The following is a 16,811-nucleotide window of genomic DNA, read 5'->3' as shown; positions in this document are numbered from 1 at the left end:
GTCTTTAGTCAGACTCATAAAGCTCTAAAGGCAAATTATCCGGGTCAGAAAAGAAGGTAAATTTCTTGCCGGTATACTCATCAATGCGCACCGGCTCGCACTCAACACCCGCAGCGGTAAGATGCGCTACAGAGGCCTCAATATCATTGACGCTGAAAGCAAGATGACGCAAGCCGCAGGCTTCAGGGCGGCTCACCCGCTCGGGCACAGACGGAAAGCTGAAAAGCTCAATCTGATACAGTCCGTTCAACGCCAGGTTCCCCATCCACGAGTCACGCGCCTCGCGATAAACCTCACCCAGTAGTTCAAAGCCCAGCACGCCGCAGTAGAATTTTTTACTGACTTCATAATCGCTGGCAATAATCGCGATGTGGTGGATTTGTCGTAAATTAAGCATTGAGCACCTCTGTTTTAAGCACTTTGACTAAATATCTCCCGTCTTCGGTCAGTTTCGCTCCGTGTATATCCGTTTCAAAACCCGGAAAATGCTCGCCAATCGAGCAAAGCATCAGCAGGAAATCAAGTACGGCGCGGCTCTCCTGGGTGATCATCTCACCCGGCATCACCACCGGAACGCCCGGAGGATAAGGAAGGATCATATTCGCTGCCACTTTGCCGACCAGTTGATCGATTTCACACTCTTCAATGTTTCCGCGCACCTGATGCTGGAACATCTCATAAGGGGTCATTTTCATTTCAGGCAAGACGTCGAACGCCTTGAGCATCAACGAAGGGAGGTCGTGATGCACGATGAGCCTGTGGATCCCCTGCGCCAAATCTTGAATGCGCATATGGCGATAGAAATCAGGGTCTTCGGCGTAAAGATCCGGCAGCATATTCTTCACCCGCAGATTAAGATCATAGGCACGTTTGAAATCGGTCAGACCACGCATCAGGCTCATCGATTTAGTTTTATCGATGCCAATGCTAAACAGGAACAGCAAATTATAAGGACCCGTTTTCTCAACCACTACGCCACGCTCATCAAGAAACTTGGCCACCAATGCAGCAGGAATACCCTCTCTCTCAAGCTTGCCGGTTTCGTCCATTCCCGGCGTCAAGATGGTCACCTTGATAGGGTCAAGGTACATGTGGTCAGTGTCGGCGTTGGCAAAGCCGTGCCAGTTGTCGTCTGGATTAAGCGGCCAGCACTGCGCTTCGTCAATGTCTTCTGGCTGCCATACGTCGTAAAACCAGCCGTCAGTTTCTTCGCGCAGTCGCTGGATCTCTTTACGAAAATGCAGCGCCCTCTCCACGGAGCGATTGATCAGTCTGCGCCCCGGATTGCCGCGCAGCATCGCCGCAGCCGTTTCCGCCGATGCAACAATGCCGTAGTTGGGTGAGGTGGTGGTGTGCATCATGTAGGCCTCATTAAAGGTGCTTTCGTTGTAATCACCTTTGATGTGGATCATCGATGCCTGCGAGAAGGCCGCCAGCAGTTTATGGGTAGACTGCGTTTCATAGATAACTTTACCCGCGATGCGATCACCACTCATGCCGCTTTTGCCATCATAAATCGGGTGAAAGTTGGTGTAAGGCACCCATGCCGAATCAAAATGAATCGACGCAACATCAAGAGTTTTTTTAATATAATCAGTATTGTACAGCAGGCCGTCGTAGGTTGAATTGGTGATAACCGCATGCACCGGCCAAGTGGCATTTTCAGTTTGTGCCACTTTGGCAGCAATACTGTCGCGGGTAAACTCACGCTGTGGAATACCGCCCAGAATTCCGTAGGCATTACGCAGCGGGCGCAGGTAAATGGGCACAATATTGGTCATCATCATAAGATGTGCCAACGACTTATGGCAGTTGCGGTCAATCAGGACGGTACTGCCGGCGGGGGCTGAATACATCCCGACAATTTTGTTCGCAGTCGACGTGCCGTTGGTGACGATATAGCTTTGCTCGGCACCAAAGGTGCGAGCGATATACTCTTCAGCCTCAAGATGTGGGCCAGTATGGTCGAGCAGCGAACCCAGCTCGGTAACCGAAATAGACACATCGGCCTTTAACGTTTTGGCACCAAAAAAGTCATAAAACAGCGTGCCGACCGGACTTTTCAGAAATGCGGTTCCTGCCATGTGCCCCGGTGTGCAGAAAGTATACTTACCTTCTTCAACATAGTTAAAAAGCGCCTTGGTCAGCGGCGGCGTAATCTGATCAATATATTCATCGGTGTACTGACGAATTCGCTTGGCAATGTCATCGGATGCGTTCAGCGCATACTCAAAGAAATACAACACCATACGCATGTCATGCACACTGACATCCAGGGTGGAATGGGTATTAATAAAAGCGTAGAGCGGCAGGTACTCGTTCAGCTCGTTGATTTCCATACACAATTCGGTGCTGTGCAAATCCCAGTCGAAAATCACTCCGCAAATACGCGCATTACTTTCTATCAGCTTCAGCAGGTCGGCTTTGTCACGGGGATAAATAGTTTTAAAACCCGTAACGTTCAGAGCGGCATCCAGCTCGCGGATCGGCTCATCTTTGTAATAAACCCCTTCCGGGCGCATGATGGCGATAATATTCATCTGACAAATCCTTCTGGTTTCCTAAAACACAGGGTATAGACCCGCACTCGCCGAGACAATAAAAAAGGGGCAGTCCAAAGACTGCCCCTTAAATTTTATAACTAAAGTGATCAACAGTAGCCGTAAGTCATCAATCGCTGATAACGACGGTCACGCAGCTCTTCGGTAGACAACGCATCCAAATCGCCCAGATCGGCTTCAAGCTGTGCACGCAGTGAAGCTGCCATTGCAGGAACATCACGATGCGCGCCGCCCAAAGGTTCCGGGATGACGGAGTCGATCAGTTTCAGCTCTTTCAGACGCGGCGCGATAATGCCCATAGCCTCTGCTGCCAACGGCGCTTTGTCTGCACTTTTCCACAAAATGGACGCACAGCCTTCTGGTGAAATCACCGAGTAGGTGCTGTATTGCAGCATGTTAACTTTATCGCCCACGCCAATTGCCAATGCACCACCTGAACCGCCTTCGCCGATAACGGTACAGATAACCGGTACGTTAAGACGAGACATTTCACGCAGGTTGCGTGCGATAGCTTCGGACTGTCCACGCTCTTCCGCGCCCACGCCTGGGTATGCACCCGGGGTGTCGATGAAAGTGATAATAGGCAGTTTGAAGCGCTCGGCCATTTCCATCAGACGCAGTGCCTTACGATAGCCTTCTGGTGCCGGCATACCGAAGTTACGGCGGATCTTCTCTTTGGTTTCACGTCCCTTTTGATGACCAATGATCATCACGGCGCGCTCACCCAAACGGGCAATACCACCAACGATAGCTTTATCGTCAGCATAAGCACGATCACCCGCAAGTTCATCAAAATCAGTAAAGATGTGCTTGATGTAATCAAGGGTGTATGGACGACGCGGATGGCGAGCCAACTGCGCAATCTGCCAGGCACCCAAATCTGAGAAAATTTTACGAGTCAGTTCAACGCTTTTCTCACGCAAGCGCCCTACTTCTTCGTCCAGATTAATATCCAATTTTTCGTCTTGACGACTGACTGCAGTCAGCGAGTCAATTTTCGCTTCCAGCTCCGCAATCGGCTGTTCAAAATCAAGAAAATTCAGACTCATAGCATTCCTATTTTAGTCAAATTCCAATTCAACCTGTTCAGTACCGACCAGAGAACGTAAATCAAGCAGCAGACGATCGGTTGGCGTAACACGCCATGTTGCACCGAATCGTAAACGCGCCCGAGCGTTCTCTCGTTGATAATACAGATGAACTGGTATCGTCCCCGATCGATGAGGTTCCAACGATTCGCGCAGACGGTTCAAAAGCTGGTCATCAATTTGCCTGTCAGTCAGCGATATAGCAAGACCACGAGCGTATTTTTCACGCGCTTCACTGATGTCCATTAAATCACGGGCCATCATTTTAAGCCCGCCGTTGAAGTCATCAAAGCTGACCTGTCCTGTCGCTATCAGGATACGGTCTTTTTCCAACAAATGCTGAAATTTTTCCAAGGCTTCGGTAAACAACATCACTTCGAGACGACCGGAACGGTCATCAAGTGTACAAATACCAATGCGGTTACCCCGCTTGGTCATCATCACCTTCGCAGCAACAACCAATCCCACTGCGATGGTCATTTTTCCCCGATCCGTCGGGTGCATGTCTTTCAGGCGCTGGCCACCGCCATAACGCTCGATTTCTTTCAGATATTGAGTGATCGGATGCCCGGTGAGATAAAGACCCAAGGTTTCACGTTCACCGTCCAACACCTTTTGCTCTTGCCAGGGCGTAACGTTGGAGTAGGACTTCTCTATTTGCTCCGGCTCTTCGGCCAGTACGCCGAACATATCCACCTGGCCAATCGCTTCAGCCTTGGCGTGCTGATCGGCGGCTTTAAGCGCATCACCGAGCGAATGCATCAAAGCGGCGCGATGCGGGCCAAGGCGGTCAAATGCCCCAGACATGATCAACTTTTCTAAAATACGCCGATTGAGCTTTTTGGTGTCAGAACGCGCACAAAGGTCAAATAGCTCTTTAAAGTAGCCGCCTTCGTTTCGTGCTTCAATAATGGCTTCAATCGGGCCTTCGCCCACGCCTTTGATGGCGCCGATGCCGTAAACAATTTCACCGTCGTCGTTGACGTGGAAGTGGTACAACCCGCTGTTGATGTCCGGCGGCAGGATTTTAAGTCCCATGCGCCAGCACTCATCGACCAGCCCGACCACTTTCTCAGTGTTATCCATATCAGCGGTCATTACTGCCGCCATAAACTCGGCCGGGTAGTGCGCCTTGAGCCACAGCGTTTGATAAGAGACCAGTGCATAGGCGGCGGAGTGCGATTTGTTAAAACCATAACCGGCGAATTTTTCTACCAGATCGAAGATTTTAACCGCCAATTCGCCGTCGATGCCACGTGATTTAGCCCCATCTTCAAAGCCGCCGCGCTGCTTGGCCATCTCGACGGGGTTCTTTTTACCCATCGCGCGTCGAAGCATGTCGGCGCCGCCGAGCGAGTAACCGGCCAATACCTGCGCAATCTGCATAACCTGTTCCTGATACAGGATGATGCCGTAGGTTGGCTCCAGAACAGGTTTCAGCGATTCGTGCTGCCACTGAATATCAGGATAGGACAGCTCTTCGCGGCCGTGTTTACGGTCGATAAAGTTGTCTACCATGCCCGACTGCAGCGGTCCCGGACGGAACAGCGCCACCAGTGCAATCATATCTTCAAAGCTGTCGGGTTTAAGGCGTTTAATAAGATCTTTCATGCCGCGGGATTCAAGCTGGAATACCGCCGTGGTCTCCGAGCGCTGCAGCATATCGAAACTTTTTTTATCGTCTAACGGAATGGCTGCGATATCAAGCGGTTCGAGGCCGGTTTTGGCGCGTCGCGCGTTAATCATCACCAGCGCCCAGTCGATGATGGTTAACGTTCGCAGTCCGAGGAAGTCGAACTTGACCAGTCCGGCGTATTCCACGTCGTTTTTATCAAATTGGGTAAGCGGATTATTGCCCTCGGCGTCACAGTAAAGCGGCGCAAAGTCAGTAATTTTAGTCGGGGCGATAACCACCCCACCGGCGTGTTTACCGGCATTACGCGTGACGCCTTCAAGCTTGCGCGCCATGTCTATCAAGGCTCTGACTTCTTCATCAGCCTCGTAGATTTCAGGCAGCTGGGGTTCTGCCGCAAAGGCTTTTTCGAGAGTCATGCCAGGGTCAGGCGGCACCAACTTTGAAATACGATCAACAAAACCGTAGGGGTGACCCAATACCCGGCCCACGTCGCGGATTACCGCTTTCGCCGCCATAGTACCAAAGGTAATGATTTGCGATACCGCCTCGCGGCCATACATTTCAGCCACGTGTTCGATAACCCGATCGCGTTTTTCCATGCAAAAGTCGACGTCAAAGTCGGGCATTGAAACACGTTCGGGGTTAAGGAAGCGTTCGAACAGCAGATCGAATTCCAGCGGATCCAGATCGGTAATTTTTAACGCATAGGCCACCAACGATCCTGCACCAGACCCACGCCCCGGGCCAACCGGTACACCGTTGTCCTTCGACCACTGGATAAACTCCATAACTATCAGGAAGTAACCAGGGAAACCCATCTGGTTGATAACCCCGAGTTCGATATCGAGTCGATCGTCATATTCTGGGCGTTTTTCAGCCCTGAGTGTCGGGTCGGGGAACAGAAACTCAAGACGCTCCTCCAGCCCTTTCTTCGAACAGGCCACCAGGAAGTCTTCGGTCGACATATTACCGGTCGGGAACTGCGGCAGGAAATACTCACCGAGGCGAATGGTCACGTTGCAGCGTTTGGCAATTTCTACGCTATTTTGCAGCGCCTCGGGGATATCGGCAAACAGCTCGCACATCTCCTCTTCACTGCGCATATATTGCTGCGTGGTGTAGTTTCTGGGACGTTTAGGATCGTCGAGCGTGAATCCGTCGTGGATAGCGACGCGAATTTCATGCGCGTCAAAGTCCCCTTCAACCAGGAAACGGACATCATTGGTCGCCACTACCGGTAATCCGCTTTCGCCTGCCAATGCAATGGCCGCATGCAGGTAATTCTCTTCGTCTGGGCGACCAGTGCGGATCAGTTCCAGATAGTAACGATTGGGGAAATATTGCTGATAAAACTCAACGCACTGTTCAACCTGCGGCTGATTGGAGCGCATGAGGAATTTACCAATGTCGCCGTGACGTGCGCCCGAAAGCAGCAGCAACCCTTCGTTAAGTTCTGCCAGCCACTCGCGTTCGATAATAGGACCGGCTGCGCCATAGCCACGCTGGTAGGCTTTCGAAATCAACAATGTCAGGTTTTGATAGCCCTGATTGCTAGTCGCCAACACGGTTAACTGCGCCAGCTCATCGCCCAACATCTCGCTGTGCACGTTGAAATCTGCGCCGATCAGCGGCTTGATGCCGGCACCGTGCGCCGAACCATAAAACTTGACCAAACCGCAAAGGTTGGTGAAATCTGTGATAGCCATCGCAGGCATGCCGAGGGCAGCCGCTCGTTTCACCAATGGGCCAACTTTGGCTAATCCATCAACCATGGAGTAGTCACTGTGTACGCGCAGATGAATAAAACGAGGTTCAGCCATATTCAGATACCAGAATTAGGAGAGTTGCGGTTAAAAAACGAAATAATAGGTGCTCTCTGCCGTACGCCATTAACGCGAAAGCGACACGTCTTCAAGGGCGCGTCTGACGGGAGCGAAGCTGCGCCTATGGTGCGCCGTTGCGCCAAGACGTGCAAGCTGCTCTAAATGCGCGGCGGTAGGATAGCCTTTGTGCTTGGCAAAGCCGTACTCTGGAAATGCCCTATCAAGCTCAACCATTTCGCGGTCTCGCGTCACCTTAGCCAATATTGACGCCGCACTGATTTCTGCAACGCGACTGTCACCCTTTACGACCGCCAATGAAGACATTGGCAACACGGGACATCGATTACCGTCTATCAGCACAAAATCGGGAACCACCGCCAGCCCGGCAACGGCCCTTTGCATCGCCAGCATGGTGGCGTGCAAAATATTCAGCTGGTCAATTTCCGCAGGTTCCGCGCGCCCAAGACTCCAGGCCAGCGCTTTTTCTTTTATCTCTTGGTACAAATACTCACGCCGTTTTTCGCTGAGCTTTTTGGAATCAGCCAGACCGGCAATCGGCCTCGCGGGGTCAAGGATAACCGCCGCAGTCACTACCGCCCCCACTAACGGGCCACGACCCACCTCATCCACACCGGCAATAAAATTCGCCTGAGGATAGACAAAAATCTCACTCATTTTCTTGCTAACTCCATCACTGCCTGCGCGGCCTGTTCATCGGCGTCACGTCGAATACTTTCATGCAGCGTGAGGAAGGTTTCTTTCAACCGGTGACTGGTTTCTCCGCCCGCCAACAGCGGCAACAGGGCGGCAGCAAGCTTATCAGGCACGCACTCTTCCTGAAGCAGTTCGGTGACAATCTCACGCCCTGCCAGCAGGTTAGGCAAAGAAACATACGGCGTTTTCACCAGTCGTTTAGCCAACCAGAAGGTAAACGGCTTCATGCGATATCCCACGACCATCGGGCATTTTGCCAGCATGCACTCTAACGCGGCAGTGCCCGAGGCCAGCAGTGCGGCATCGCTCGCAATCATCGCATCACGAGCCTGACCGTCGAGCAGGTGCGCCGGCAGGTCGGGGGCAATGTCAGCCTTGATGCGTTCGAACTGTTCGCGACGTTTGGCATTAACCAACGGAACGACGATGTGCAAATCTGGATAACGCTCGCGAAGCAGCAGCGCGGTCTTTAAAAAATCCGCGCTGAGCATTTCAACTTCCGCGTTACGACTGCCTGGCAGCAAAGCCAGGCAGTGTACGTCAAGAGGAATGCCCAATGTTGCTCGTGCCAGTGCTTTGTCAGGGTCCAGCGGCATTGAATCCGCCATGGTATGACCGATAAAGCGGCAAGGGACGTTAAATTTGTCATAAAACGCTTTTTCAAAAGGCAGGAAAGCCAACACCATGTCTGTCGCTTTTCCAATTTTGAAAACACGTTTTTGTCGCCAGGCCCAAACCGACGGACTGACATAATGAATAGTGCGAATACCGTGCTTTTTAAGACGGCCTTCGAGAGTGATGTTAAAATCCGGCGCGTCTATGCCAACAAAGACGTCGGGTTTCAACTCGGTAAAGCGTTGAGTTAGCTCTTTGCGTATTTTTAACAGGCGTGGCAAACGCTCTAGCACTTCTACCACGCCCATTACTGCCAGCTCTTCCATTTCGAACCAGGCTTCACATCCTTCTGCCTGCATCAGAGGTCCTGCGACCCCCACAAACCGTGCATCAGGATAGTGGCCTTTCAGTGCCCGGATCAAACCCGCGCCTAAAATATCGCCGGATGTTTCACCGGCAACCAGGCCGATTGTCAGAACGGGCTTTTCCATTGTTTTATTAAATCCAGTTGAGCTGCTAAATCAGCAAATCTTATTCGCCAGGGCCGGTTAACGATGGCCTATTAACGAATAATGCCGCGCGTTGAACGAGCAAAAAAATCGCTGAATGGCTTCACTGCTGGGAACTCGGCAGCAATAGCGGCAATCTCAGGCTGCGACTCTTCCAGTGTTTTACCACTGCGATACAACACTTTATAAGCATTGCGGATCGCATGAAGAGAAGGCTTATCGAAACCACGACGTTTTAGCCCTTCGATATTAATACCAAACGGCGTGGCGTGATTTCCCTGAGCGATAACAAAAGGAGGAACGTCCTGCGCAACGCCGGAGCAACCGCCGACCATAACGTGGGCACCGATAATGCACCACTGGTGCACTGCCGTCATACCACCGATAATGGCAAAATCGTCAACCTGAACGTGACCGCCCAACGTGGCATTGTTGGCAAGAATACAGCGATTACCAACCACGCAGTCATGAGCAATATGAGCATTCACCATCAGCAGGTTGTCGTTACCCACCTTAGTCAGCTCGCCGCCTTGAACGGTACCACGGTGAATGGTCACGCTCTCACGAATATTGTTGCGATCGCCCACTTCTACACGCGTTGGCTCACCGGCATATTTCAGGTCCTGGTTAATTTCACCAATGGAAACGAACTGAAAAATACGGTTTTCACGACCAATTTTGGTCACGCCATTGACTACTACGTGAGACTTGAGCTCGGTGCCTTCGCCAATTTCGACCTGAGAGCCGATATAGCAAAAAGGTCCGATATGAACACCGGCACCAATAACGGCACCCTCTTCAACAACGGCGCTAGGGTGAATAAAGGCGGTTTTATCAATCACGGATTATTTCTCCTGACTACGGGCGCACATCATCTGGGCTTCACATACTACCTGGCCATCGACTTTAGCTACGCCAGTGAACCAAGTCACACCGCGGCGAGTTTTCAAAAACTCAACGTCCAAAACCATGGTATCACCTGGAACCACTGGTTTTTTAAAGCGTGCGCTGTCAATGCCAGCAAAGTAGTAAAGCTCGCCTGGCTCAAGTTTACCGACGCTTTTAAACGCCAACAGACCGGTAGCCTGCGCCATGGCTTCGAGGATCAGAACGCCAGGGAAGATTGGCTTGCTCGGGAAATGTCCCTGGAAACAAGGCTCATTGAAAGAAACATTTTTAATCGCACGCAGCGTTTTATGTGGGGTGTATTCGACAACGCGGTCAACCAGCAAAAACGGAAAACGGTGCGGCAGCAGCTCAAGTATTTCTCCAATACCAAAACCTTCTACGCTAACTTCTTCTTGAGAGTGATCGTTGTGAGTAGGAGTGCTCAAAATACTCGTCCTGTCTAAAATTACTGATATCATCAATAGCACGGCCTGCGTGCCCCTCAAAGAAGGACATTGTGCAGGCCGCAAATAGGGACTAAGAATCGAAAAGACAATGAAGTATAGAACAAAATCATTATCTTACTTATTGATTTTTAGTTGTAAGTTGTTGGTGAATTAGTCTTCTTCGATTTTACGCTCTACCGCTTTTAAGCGCTTATTCATCTCATCGATATTCAAAACCAACGCGGCAGTCTTACGCCAAACTTTATTCGGCTGAAGCGGAATGCCGGAGGAGTATACCCCAGGTTCGGTAATTGGTCGCATGACCATTCCCATTCCAGTGACGACGGCCTTATCACAAATTTCCATATGGCCGTTAATAACGCTGGCACCGCCAATCTGGCAATAACGCCCAATTTTCAGACTGCCCGCCATAATAACGCCACCTGCAACCGCCGTATTGTCTCCAATCACGACGTTGTGTGCAATCTGACATTGATTATCAATGATAACACCGTTACCAATTTGAGTGTCGTCAAGCGCGCCACGGTCGATGGTAGTACAGGCACCAATCTCGACAGAGTCGCCGATAATTACCGTACCTAACTGAGGGATTTTGACCCAATTTCCGCGATCGTTCGCGTAACCGAAGCCATCTGCACCGATAACCGTGCCAGACTGAATCAGACAGTTCTGACCAATTTCCACGCGATGATAGATAGAAACATTGGCCCAAATGCGTGTTCCAGCACCAATTTTAGCCTGTTTACCGATGAAACAACCTGCACCGATAATGACGCCATCACCGAGTTCAACACCCGATTCAATCACCGCATTCGCACCTACAGACACCTTGTCACCGAGTTTTGCTTCGGGAGAAATAACGGCGCTTGGGGCAATATCTTGAGCTGGCGCAGGCGTGGTATCAAGAATTTGAGCCATGCGTGCGTAGGTCAGATACGGGTTTTTAACCACTAATGCCGCACTTTGGCAAAATGGCAGATCCGCTTCCGTCAACACTACAGCCCCTGCATTGCAGGAAGCCAACTGTTCACGGTAACGGCTGTTTGATAAAAACGTGATTTGCTCAGAGTGTGCGGAATGCATTGAAGCAATGCCGGTGATGGCAAGAGAGCCATCACCGTGCAATTGTGCATCCAACTGCTGTGCGAGATCAGCCAGTCGAATTGAAGCCATGCTTATTTAACCTGTTTCAACACTTCGTCAGTGATGTCTTTTGCGTCGTTAGAAGCATAAGCCAGAGCGTTGGCGTCGATAACGATATCCAGACCATCTTTAGCTGCTACAGTTTTCACTGCGTCCTGGATGCGGCCCAGGATTTTGTTGCGCTCTTCTGCTTGACGTTTACGATTGTCATTGTCAAAAGCCTGAGCTTTTGCAGAGAAATCTTCACGGTTAGCCATAACTTGTTTTTCAAGTTTAGCGCGGTCAGCTGCTTTCATAGAACCGGCATTACGTTGCAGGTTTTGCATCTGAGACTGCAGAGCAGTTTCTTGAGCTTGCAGCGCAGTTGCGCGGCCTTTAAATTCGTTTTCCAGCTGTTTAGCAACAGCATCACGAGCAGGCATTTGTTGGAAAACTTGCTGAACGTTTACAACACCAATTTTGTCAGCAGCCTGAACGCTAGCTGAAGCAGCCATAACTAATCCGAGGCCTGCGGCGTATAACCACTTTTTCACTATAAACTCCTTCCATCACCCGTTTGTGCCACGAGGCACAGTAAATTACGCATAAGGCCTGAGAATATGACTATCACTCAGGCCTTTGCGATTCTGCTGATAAGGCTCAGTTGCGGTAACAGATTACCACGTTTTACCAATGTTAAACTGGAACTGTTCTGCCTTGTCACCATCGTATTTCTTGACAGGTTGCGCATAAGAGAATGACAGAGGTCCCAAAGGAGACTGCCACTGCAATGCCACACCGGAAGAAACACGGATATTGCCTGGTTTGCTGTAATCAGGAACGCCGGCAGCAATAGTCTCTGCGGTGTTGTCCCAATTGGTATCCCACACGGTACCGCCGTCTACGAATACAGAGGTACGCAGTGAGTTAGCGTATTTATCACCGACAAACGGCGTTGGAACGATAAGCTCGGCGCTAAGCAGCCCCATCGCATTACCTCCCACTGCATCGTCGGAGTTATCGATTGGGCAACCTTTATAAGAAGTCGCACCCGTCGGACAGTTGTAGTAAGCGGCTTTAGGACCAATGGTGTTCGACTGGAAACCACGTACGCTGCTTGAACCACCGGCATAGAAGTTGTCATAGAACGGCACTTCTTTACCGCCCAGGCCGTCGGCATAACCGGCGCGAGCACGTCCCATCAACACCCAGTTATGGCTCTCGGACAGAGGCAGATAGCTGGTTGCATCGAAGGTGATTTTATAATATTCGTTGGTCGAGCCCGGCACGGTCACTTTACCGCTCAGGCTGGCCTTGCTACCCGCAGTCGGGAAGAAGCCACGGTCCAGATTATTATAACCCCAGCCTAACGTCAGGAAGAAGTCATCGGCGCTGAAGGTTGCGTCCGAGGTATTCTCACCTGCAACCACGCTTGGATCTTTGCCCACGCTGTTCAGGTAACGGAACATTGATACCTGCGGCTCCATGTTCGACAAGTCATTATGAACATAGTCGAGCCCCAGACGCAGTGAGTTATTTTCGTTAACCGGGAAGCCCAGGTTGCCGCCAATACCATAACTTTTATTGGTATATTCAGACAGGTCAGCATTATCTGCTTTAAAGTCGTTATAGAACACACGACCGCCCAGACTCACGCCATCAACCGTAAAGTACGGGTTGGTAACAGTCAGTTCGGTATAGGTCTGGTAGTCATTTTTGGTACCCGTGATGCCAGCCTGGTAACCGGTACCTAACCAGTTATCCTGCTGAACGCCTACGGTAAAGCTGACGCCACTCTCTGAACCATAACCCACGCCAAAGTTAAAGGTACCGGTGTTACGTTCCTTAACTTTGTAGACCACGTCAACCTGATCCGTTGTACCTGGTACACGCTGAGTTTCAACATCAACCGTGTCAAAATAACCAAGGCGGTTCAAACGCTCTTTGCCTTTATCGACCAGATCACTGCCGAGCCATGTTCCTTCCATCTGGCGCATTTCACGACGCAGCACGGTATCTTTGCTGGTGTCGTTGCCTTCGAATCGAACGTGACGAACGTAGTAACGGTTCCCGGCATCGACGCTGACGTGCAGAATAACGGTTTTATCTTTGTCGTTAACTTCCGGCTGTGTGGTCACAGTCGGGTAGGCATAGCCATAACGACCCAACATCGCTTTGATGTCGTTTTCAATTTTGGTAACTTTGGCGCCGCTGTAAAGCTCACCCTTGCTGATTTTGCTCAGGCTTTCGACTTCAGCCGAGTGACCCTGCATGTTACCGGCAACTTGCACACCCGTGACTTTATACTGGTCGCCTTCGTGGATATTCAGGGTGATGTAAATCCCCTTTTTGTCCGGCGTCAGGCTGACCTGAGTAGAGTCGATGTTAAAACGTGCATAACCGCGGTCCAGGTAGTAGCTGCGCAGCGTTTCCAGATCTCCGGAAAGTTTCTGCTTCTGGTATTTACGATCCCCAATAACGTTCCACCACGGCACTTCGTCGCGCAGCTGAAACTGAGAAACTAATTGATCGGTGCTGAAAGCGTGATTACCCACGATGTTAATCTGCTGAATTTGTGCAGAGACACCTTCGGTAAAGACCAGTTTCAAGTCTACGCGGTTGCGGGGTAACGGCGTAACAACGGCTTTTACTGACGCGCTGTATTTACCCACGCTGTAGTAGAAGTCTTCCAGACCTTTTTCGATGCTGGAAATTGTTGTACGGTCAAGCGCTTCGCCAACCCTGACGCCAGAGGCTTCAAGGTTTTGTTTCAGCATGTCATCTTTCACGGCTTTGTTGCCGGAGAAGGTGATGCTGGCGATTGTTGGGCGCTCCTTGACTTGAACAATCAGTGAATCGCCATCGCGCAGGACGCGAACGTCCTCAAAGTTGCCTGTGGCAAACAATGCACGAATGGTATTACTGATATCATCGTCGGTAACTGTATCCCCTACGCGAACCGGCATATTGAGTAACGCCGCACCGACGGCAACGCGCTGTAGGCCTTCGAAATGAATATCCTTCACTACGAATCCATCTGCACCGTATACGGTTGCGCTGCCAAACAGCAGCGACGCTATGAGCAACTTTTTGATCGCCATCGTTGTTATGCGTCTTCCTAACCTAATCTCCGCCTTAAAGACGGGAGAAATCATTGAAAAGTGCAAGCCCCATCAACAGCATCAGCAAAACAGAGCCAATGCGGTAACTGAAGTCCTGAACTCGCTCGGAAACTGGCCCACCCTTGAGCTTTTCTATTGCCAAAAACAACAGGTGACCACCATCTAACACCGGCAACGGGAACAGATTGATAATACCGAGATTGACACTGATCAGTGCCAAAAACATCAGGTAGTATATTAATCCGTACTCAGCTGACATACCTGCGCCCTGTGCGATGGAAATAGGGCCACTCAGGTTGTTCAGCTTCACATCACCGGTTATTAACTTGCCCAGCATATTGACCGTTAATTTCATCAGTTGCCAGGTTTTATCCCCAGCCTGATAAAACGCCACAAACGGTCCATACTGGCGAATCGTTTTGTACTCGTCAGGCAGCGGGATAATTTTAGGCACTACGCCGGCAAAACCCTGCGCCTGCCCTTTTCCCACTGATTTAGTGTCCGGTATCAGCGTTAAGTTCAAAGGCTGACCGTTACGCTCAACTTCCAACGCCATCGGCTTGCCCGGATTATCGCGTACCTGAATCGCAAAAGCTTGCCAACTTACTAAAACCTGACCATCAACTTTAACTATCCTGTCGCCCGCTTGCAAACCGGCCTTCAGGGCGGCGGAGTCTGCCTGAATTTGAGCCAGAACAGTTTCTATCTGCGGCCCGCGAGGGATAATCCCCAACGCGACGACAGGATCCTGTTTTTCCGGGTCAAAATGCCAGGCCTTAAGATCAAGCTGCTTTTCGGTAACCTGATTGGAGCCAAAAGGAGCAAAACCGATGGTCGTTTTTGCATCGCCAATTTCGCCAATCAATGCCATGCGAACTGAATCCCAATCAGGCGTTTCGATACCGGCAACAGACTTAAGTTCCATTCCTGGTAAAATATTGACTTGAGAAGCAACGGATTGCGGGGTGATTTCGCCGACTACGGGACGCACGCTTGGCACGCCAATGATGAACACCAGCCAGTAGGCAAAAACGGCAAAGATGAAATTAGCAATAGGTCCCGCGCTAATGATTGCCGCTCGCTGCAAGACTGTTTTGTTATTGAAGGATTGATGGCGCAGTTCAGGGGCGACGGCTTCAACACGCTCGTCGAGCATTTTGACGTAACCGCCCAGAGGAATAAGGGCGAGCACGTATTCGGTTCCCCGTTTGTCGGTGCGGCGCAACAGCGCACGTCCAAAACCGACAGAGAAACGTTCAACGTGAACGCCGCAGCGACGAGCAACCCAGAAATGGCCAAATTCGTGCACGGTGATAAGCACCCCCAATGCAACAATAAAGGCGGCCAGGCTCCAGAGTATGTTCATCATAATCCTAACAATTCCTTAAAAACTGCCGCCGGCAGAAAGGTTAATACACTAACAGCATGAGGCAGGCAAACACCGGCACCGCAGCAGTAAGGCTGTCGATACGGTCCATAATTCCACCGTGACCGGGTATTAAATTACCACTGTCTTTAATTCCGGCTTCACGCTTGAACATGCTTTCGGTCAAATCACCGAGTACAGAGGCCAGCGCGGCAATAATAGAACAAATCAACAGGGTTGAAGGAACAACGTCTAAGGGCGCATAGCGACCGAACAGCCATGATATCAGGGCCGAGGTTAACAGACCGCCAACCAGACCTTCCCAGGTTTTTCCTGGAGAGACTTTAGGAGCGAGCTTGTGTTTACCAAACAGTTTTCCAAACAGGTAGGCACCTGAGTCAGCACCCCAAACCAGCAGCATGACATACAGTAGCCACCAGGCGCCGTTGTAATGGTTTTCTGCATAGCCATAAAGACGCAGTGACAGCATACCCCAGAAGAAAGGAACAATGGTTAGTAAACCAAATATCAGCCTCAGCGTCCGTGAGTTACGCCATAGCGCCGCAGAGCTGGGATAAGCAACAACCAGCACAAATGCCGCAATCCACCAGGCCAGTGAGAACCAAAGGGACCCATTAACGAGCGCAAGGTGATCCAACTGTTGATAGGCAGGCAGGCTCCACATCATCGCGGTAAGCAGTAAACCGCAAAGAATGGCCAACCACAAGCGCTGTGAACGTGATGCAAATCCTGAAAATTGCCCCCATTCCCACGCGGCCAGCATGCAGACAACGATGTTAACAACGGCAAAGCCTACTGGCGGCAGCAAAAACAGCGCCGCAATAACAATAGGGATCAAAATCAAAGCTGTGATAATGCGATACTTCAGCAAAAGTTCTC

The 16,811-nt window shown here is 50.8% G+C and carries 13 protein-coding genes; all 13 read right to left on the bottom strand.

From position 1 onward, the window contains the following. Window positions 1–4: 4 nt before the first annotated feature. A complete protein-coding gene (locus GA565_RS05735; protein ID WP_152197697.1) occupies window positions 5–397 on the bottom strand; it encodes a VOC family protein in 393 nt (130 codons plus the stop codon). Next, entirely contained in the window at window positions 390–2,540 is a 2,151-nt protein-coding gene (locus GA565_RS05730) for a lysine decarboxylase LdcC (protein WP_152197696.1), read from the bottom strand. Before GA565_RS05730 ends, GA565_RS05735 begins: the two co-directional genes overlap by 8 nt. A gap of 110 nt (window positions 2,541–2,650) precedes the next feature. Continuing rightward, window positions 2,651–3,610, bottom strand: coding sequence for an acetyl-CoA carboxylase carboxyl transferase subunit alpha (accA, locus tag GA565_RS05725; protein WP_152197695.1), 960 nt, complete (start codon window positions 3,608–3,610; stop codon window positions 2,651–2,653). Window positions 3,611–3,622: 12 nt separating this feature from the next. Further along, on the bottom strand, window positions 3,623–7,105 hold the full coding sequence (gene dnaE, locus GA565_RS05720; RefSeq protein WP_152197694.1) for a DNA polymerase III subunit alpha: 3,483 nt from the start codon (window positions 7,103–7,105) through the stop codon (window positions 3,623–3,625). Between the two features lie 69 nt (window positions 7,106–7,174). Then, complete coding sequence (rnhB, locus tag GA565_RS05715) at window positions 7,175–7,783, bottom strand: ribonuclease HII (protein ID WP_152197693.1); 609 nt, start codon at window positions 7,781–7,783, stop codon at window positions 7,175–7,177. Next, the gene (gene lpxB / locus GA565_RS05710) at window positions 7,780–8,928 is read right to left on the bottom strand and encodes a lipid-A-disaccharide synthase (protein ID WP_152197692.1); all 1,149 of its coding nucleotides are present in this window, start codon (window positions 8,926–8,928) and stop codon (window positions 7,780–7,782) included. The genes rnhB and lpxB overlap by 4 nt, the downstream gene beginning before the upstream one ends. Window positions 8,929–8,999: 71 nt before the next feature. Continuing rightward, complete coding sequence (lpxA, locus tag GA565_RS05705) at window positions 9,000–9,788, bottom strand: acyl-ACP--UDP-N-acetylglucosamine O-acyltransferase (RefSeq protein ID WP_152197691.1); 789 nt, start codon at window positions 9,786–9,788, stop codon at window positions 9,000–9,002. A 3-nt stretch (window positions 9,789–9,791) separates the two neighbouring features. Next, the gene (gene fabZ / locus GA565_RS05700) at window positions 9,792–10,280 is read right to left on the bottom strand and encodes a 3-hydroxyacyl-ACP dehydratase FabZ (RefSeq protein WP_226950914.1); all 489 of its coding nucleotides are present in this window, start codon (window positions 10,278–10,280) and stop codon (window positions 9,792–9,794) included. Between the two features lie 171 nt (window positions 10,281–10,451). Beyond that, the gene (gene lpxD / locus GA565_RS05695) at window positions 10,452–11,474 is read right to left on the bottom strand and encodes a UDP-3-O-(3-hydroxymyristoyl)glucosamine N-acyltransferase (RefSeq protein ID WP_152197690.1); all 1,023 of its coding nucleotides are present in this window, start codon (window positions 11,472–11,474) and stop codon (window positions 10,452–10,454) included. Window positions 11,475–11,476: 2 nt separating this feature from the next. Then, window positions 11,477–11,977: a molecular chaperone Skp gene (skp, locus tag GA565_RS05690; RefSeq protein WP_055773091.1), complete on the bottom strand. Its 501-nt coding sequence runs from the start codon at window positions 11,975–11,977 to the stop codon at window positions 11,477–11,479. Window positions 11,978–12,100: 123 nt separating this feature from the next. Further along, the gene (gene bamA / locus GA565_RS05685) at window positions 12,101–14,524 is read right to left on the bottom strand and encodes an outer membrane protein assembly factor BamA (protein WP_152197689.1); all 2,424 of its coding nucleotides are present in this window, start codon (window positions 14,522–14,524) and stop codon (window positions 12,101–12,103) included. Window positions 14,525–14,558: 34 nt separating this feature from the next. Further along, on the bottom strand, window positions 14,559–15,914 hold the full coding sequence (rseP, locus tag GA565_RS05680; RefSeq protein WP_152197688.1) for a sigma E protease regulator RseP: 1,356 nt from the start codon (window positions 15,912–15,914) through the stop codon (window positions 14,559–14,561). Window positions 15,915–15,954: 40 nt separating this feature from the next. After that, on the bottom strand, window positions 15,955–16,803 hold the full coding sequence (gene cdsA / locus GA565_RS05675) for a phosphatidate cytidylyltransferase (protein ID WP_152197687.1): 849 nt from the start codon (window positions 16,801–16,803) through the stop codon (window positions 15,955–15,957). Window positions 16,804–16,811: the final 8 nt, after the last annotated feature.

Source organism: Rouxiella sp. S1S-2, assembly GCF_009208105.1.
Taxonomy (GTDB): Bacteria; Pseudomonadota; Gammaproteobacteria; order Enterobacterales; family Enterobacteriaceae; genus Rouxiella.
The sequence above is the reverse complement of the archived record's forward strand: the minus strand, read 5'-3'. Positions and strand labels throughout refer to the sequence as shown.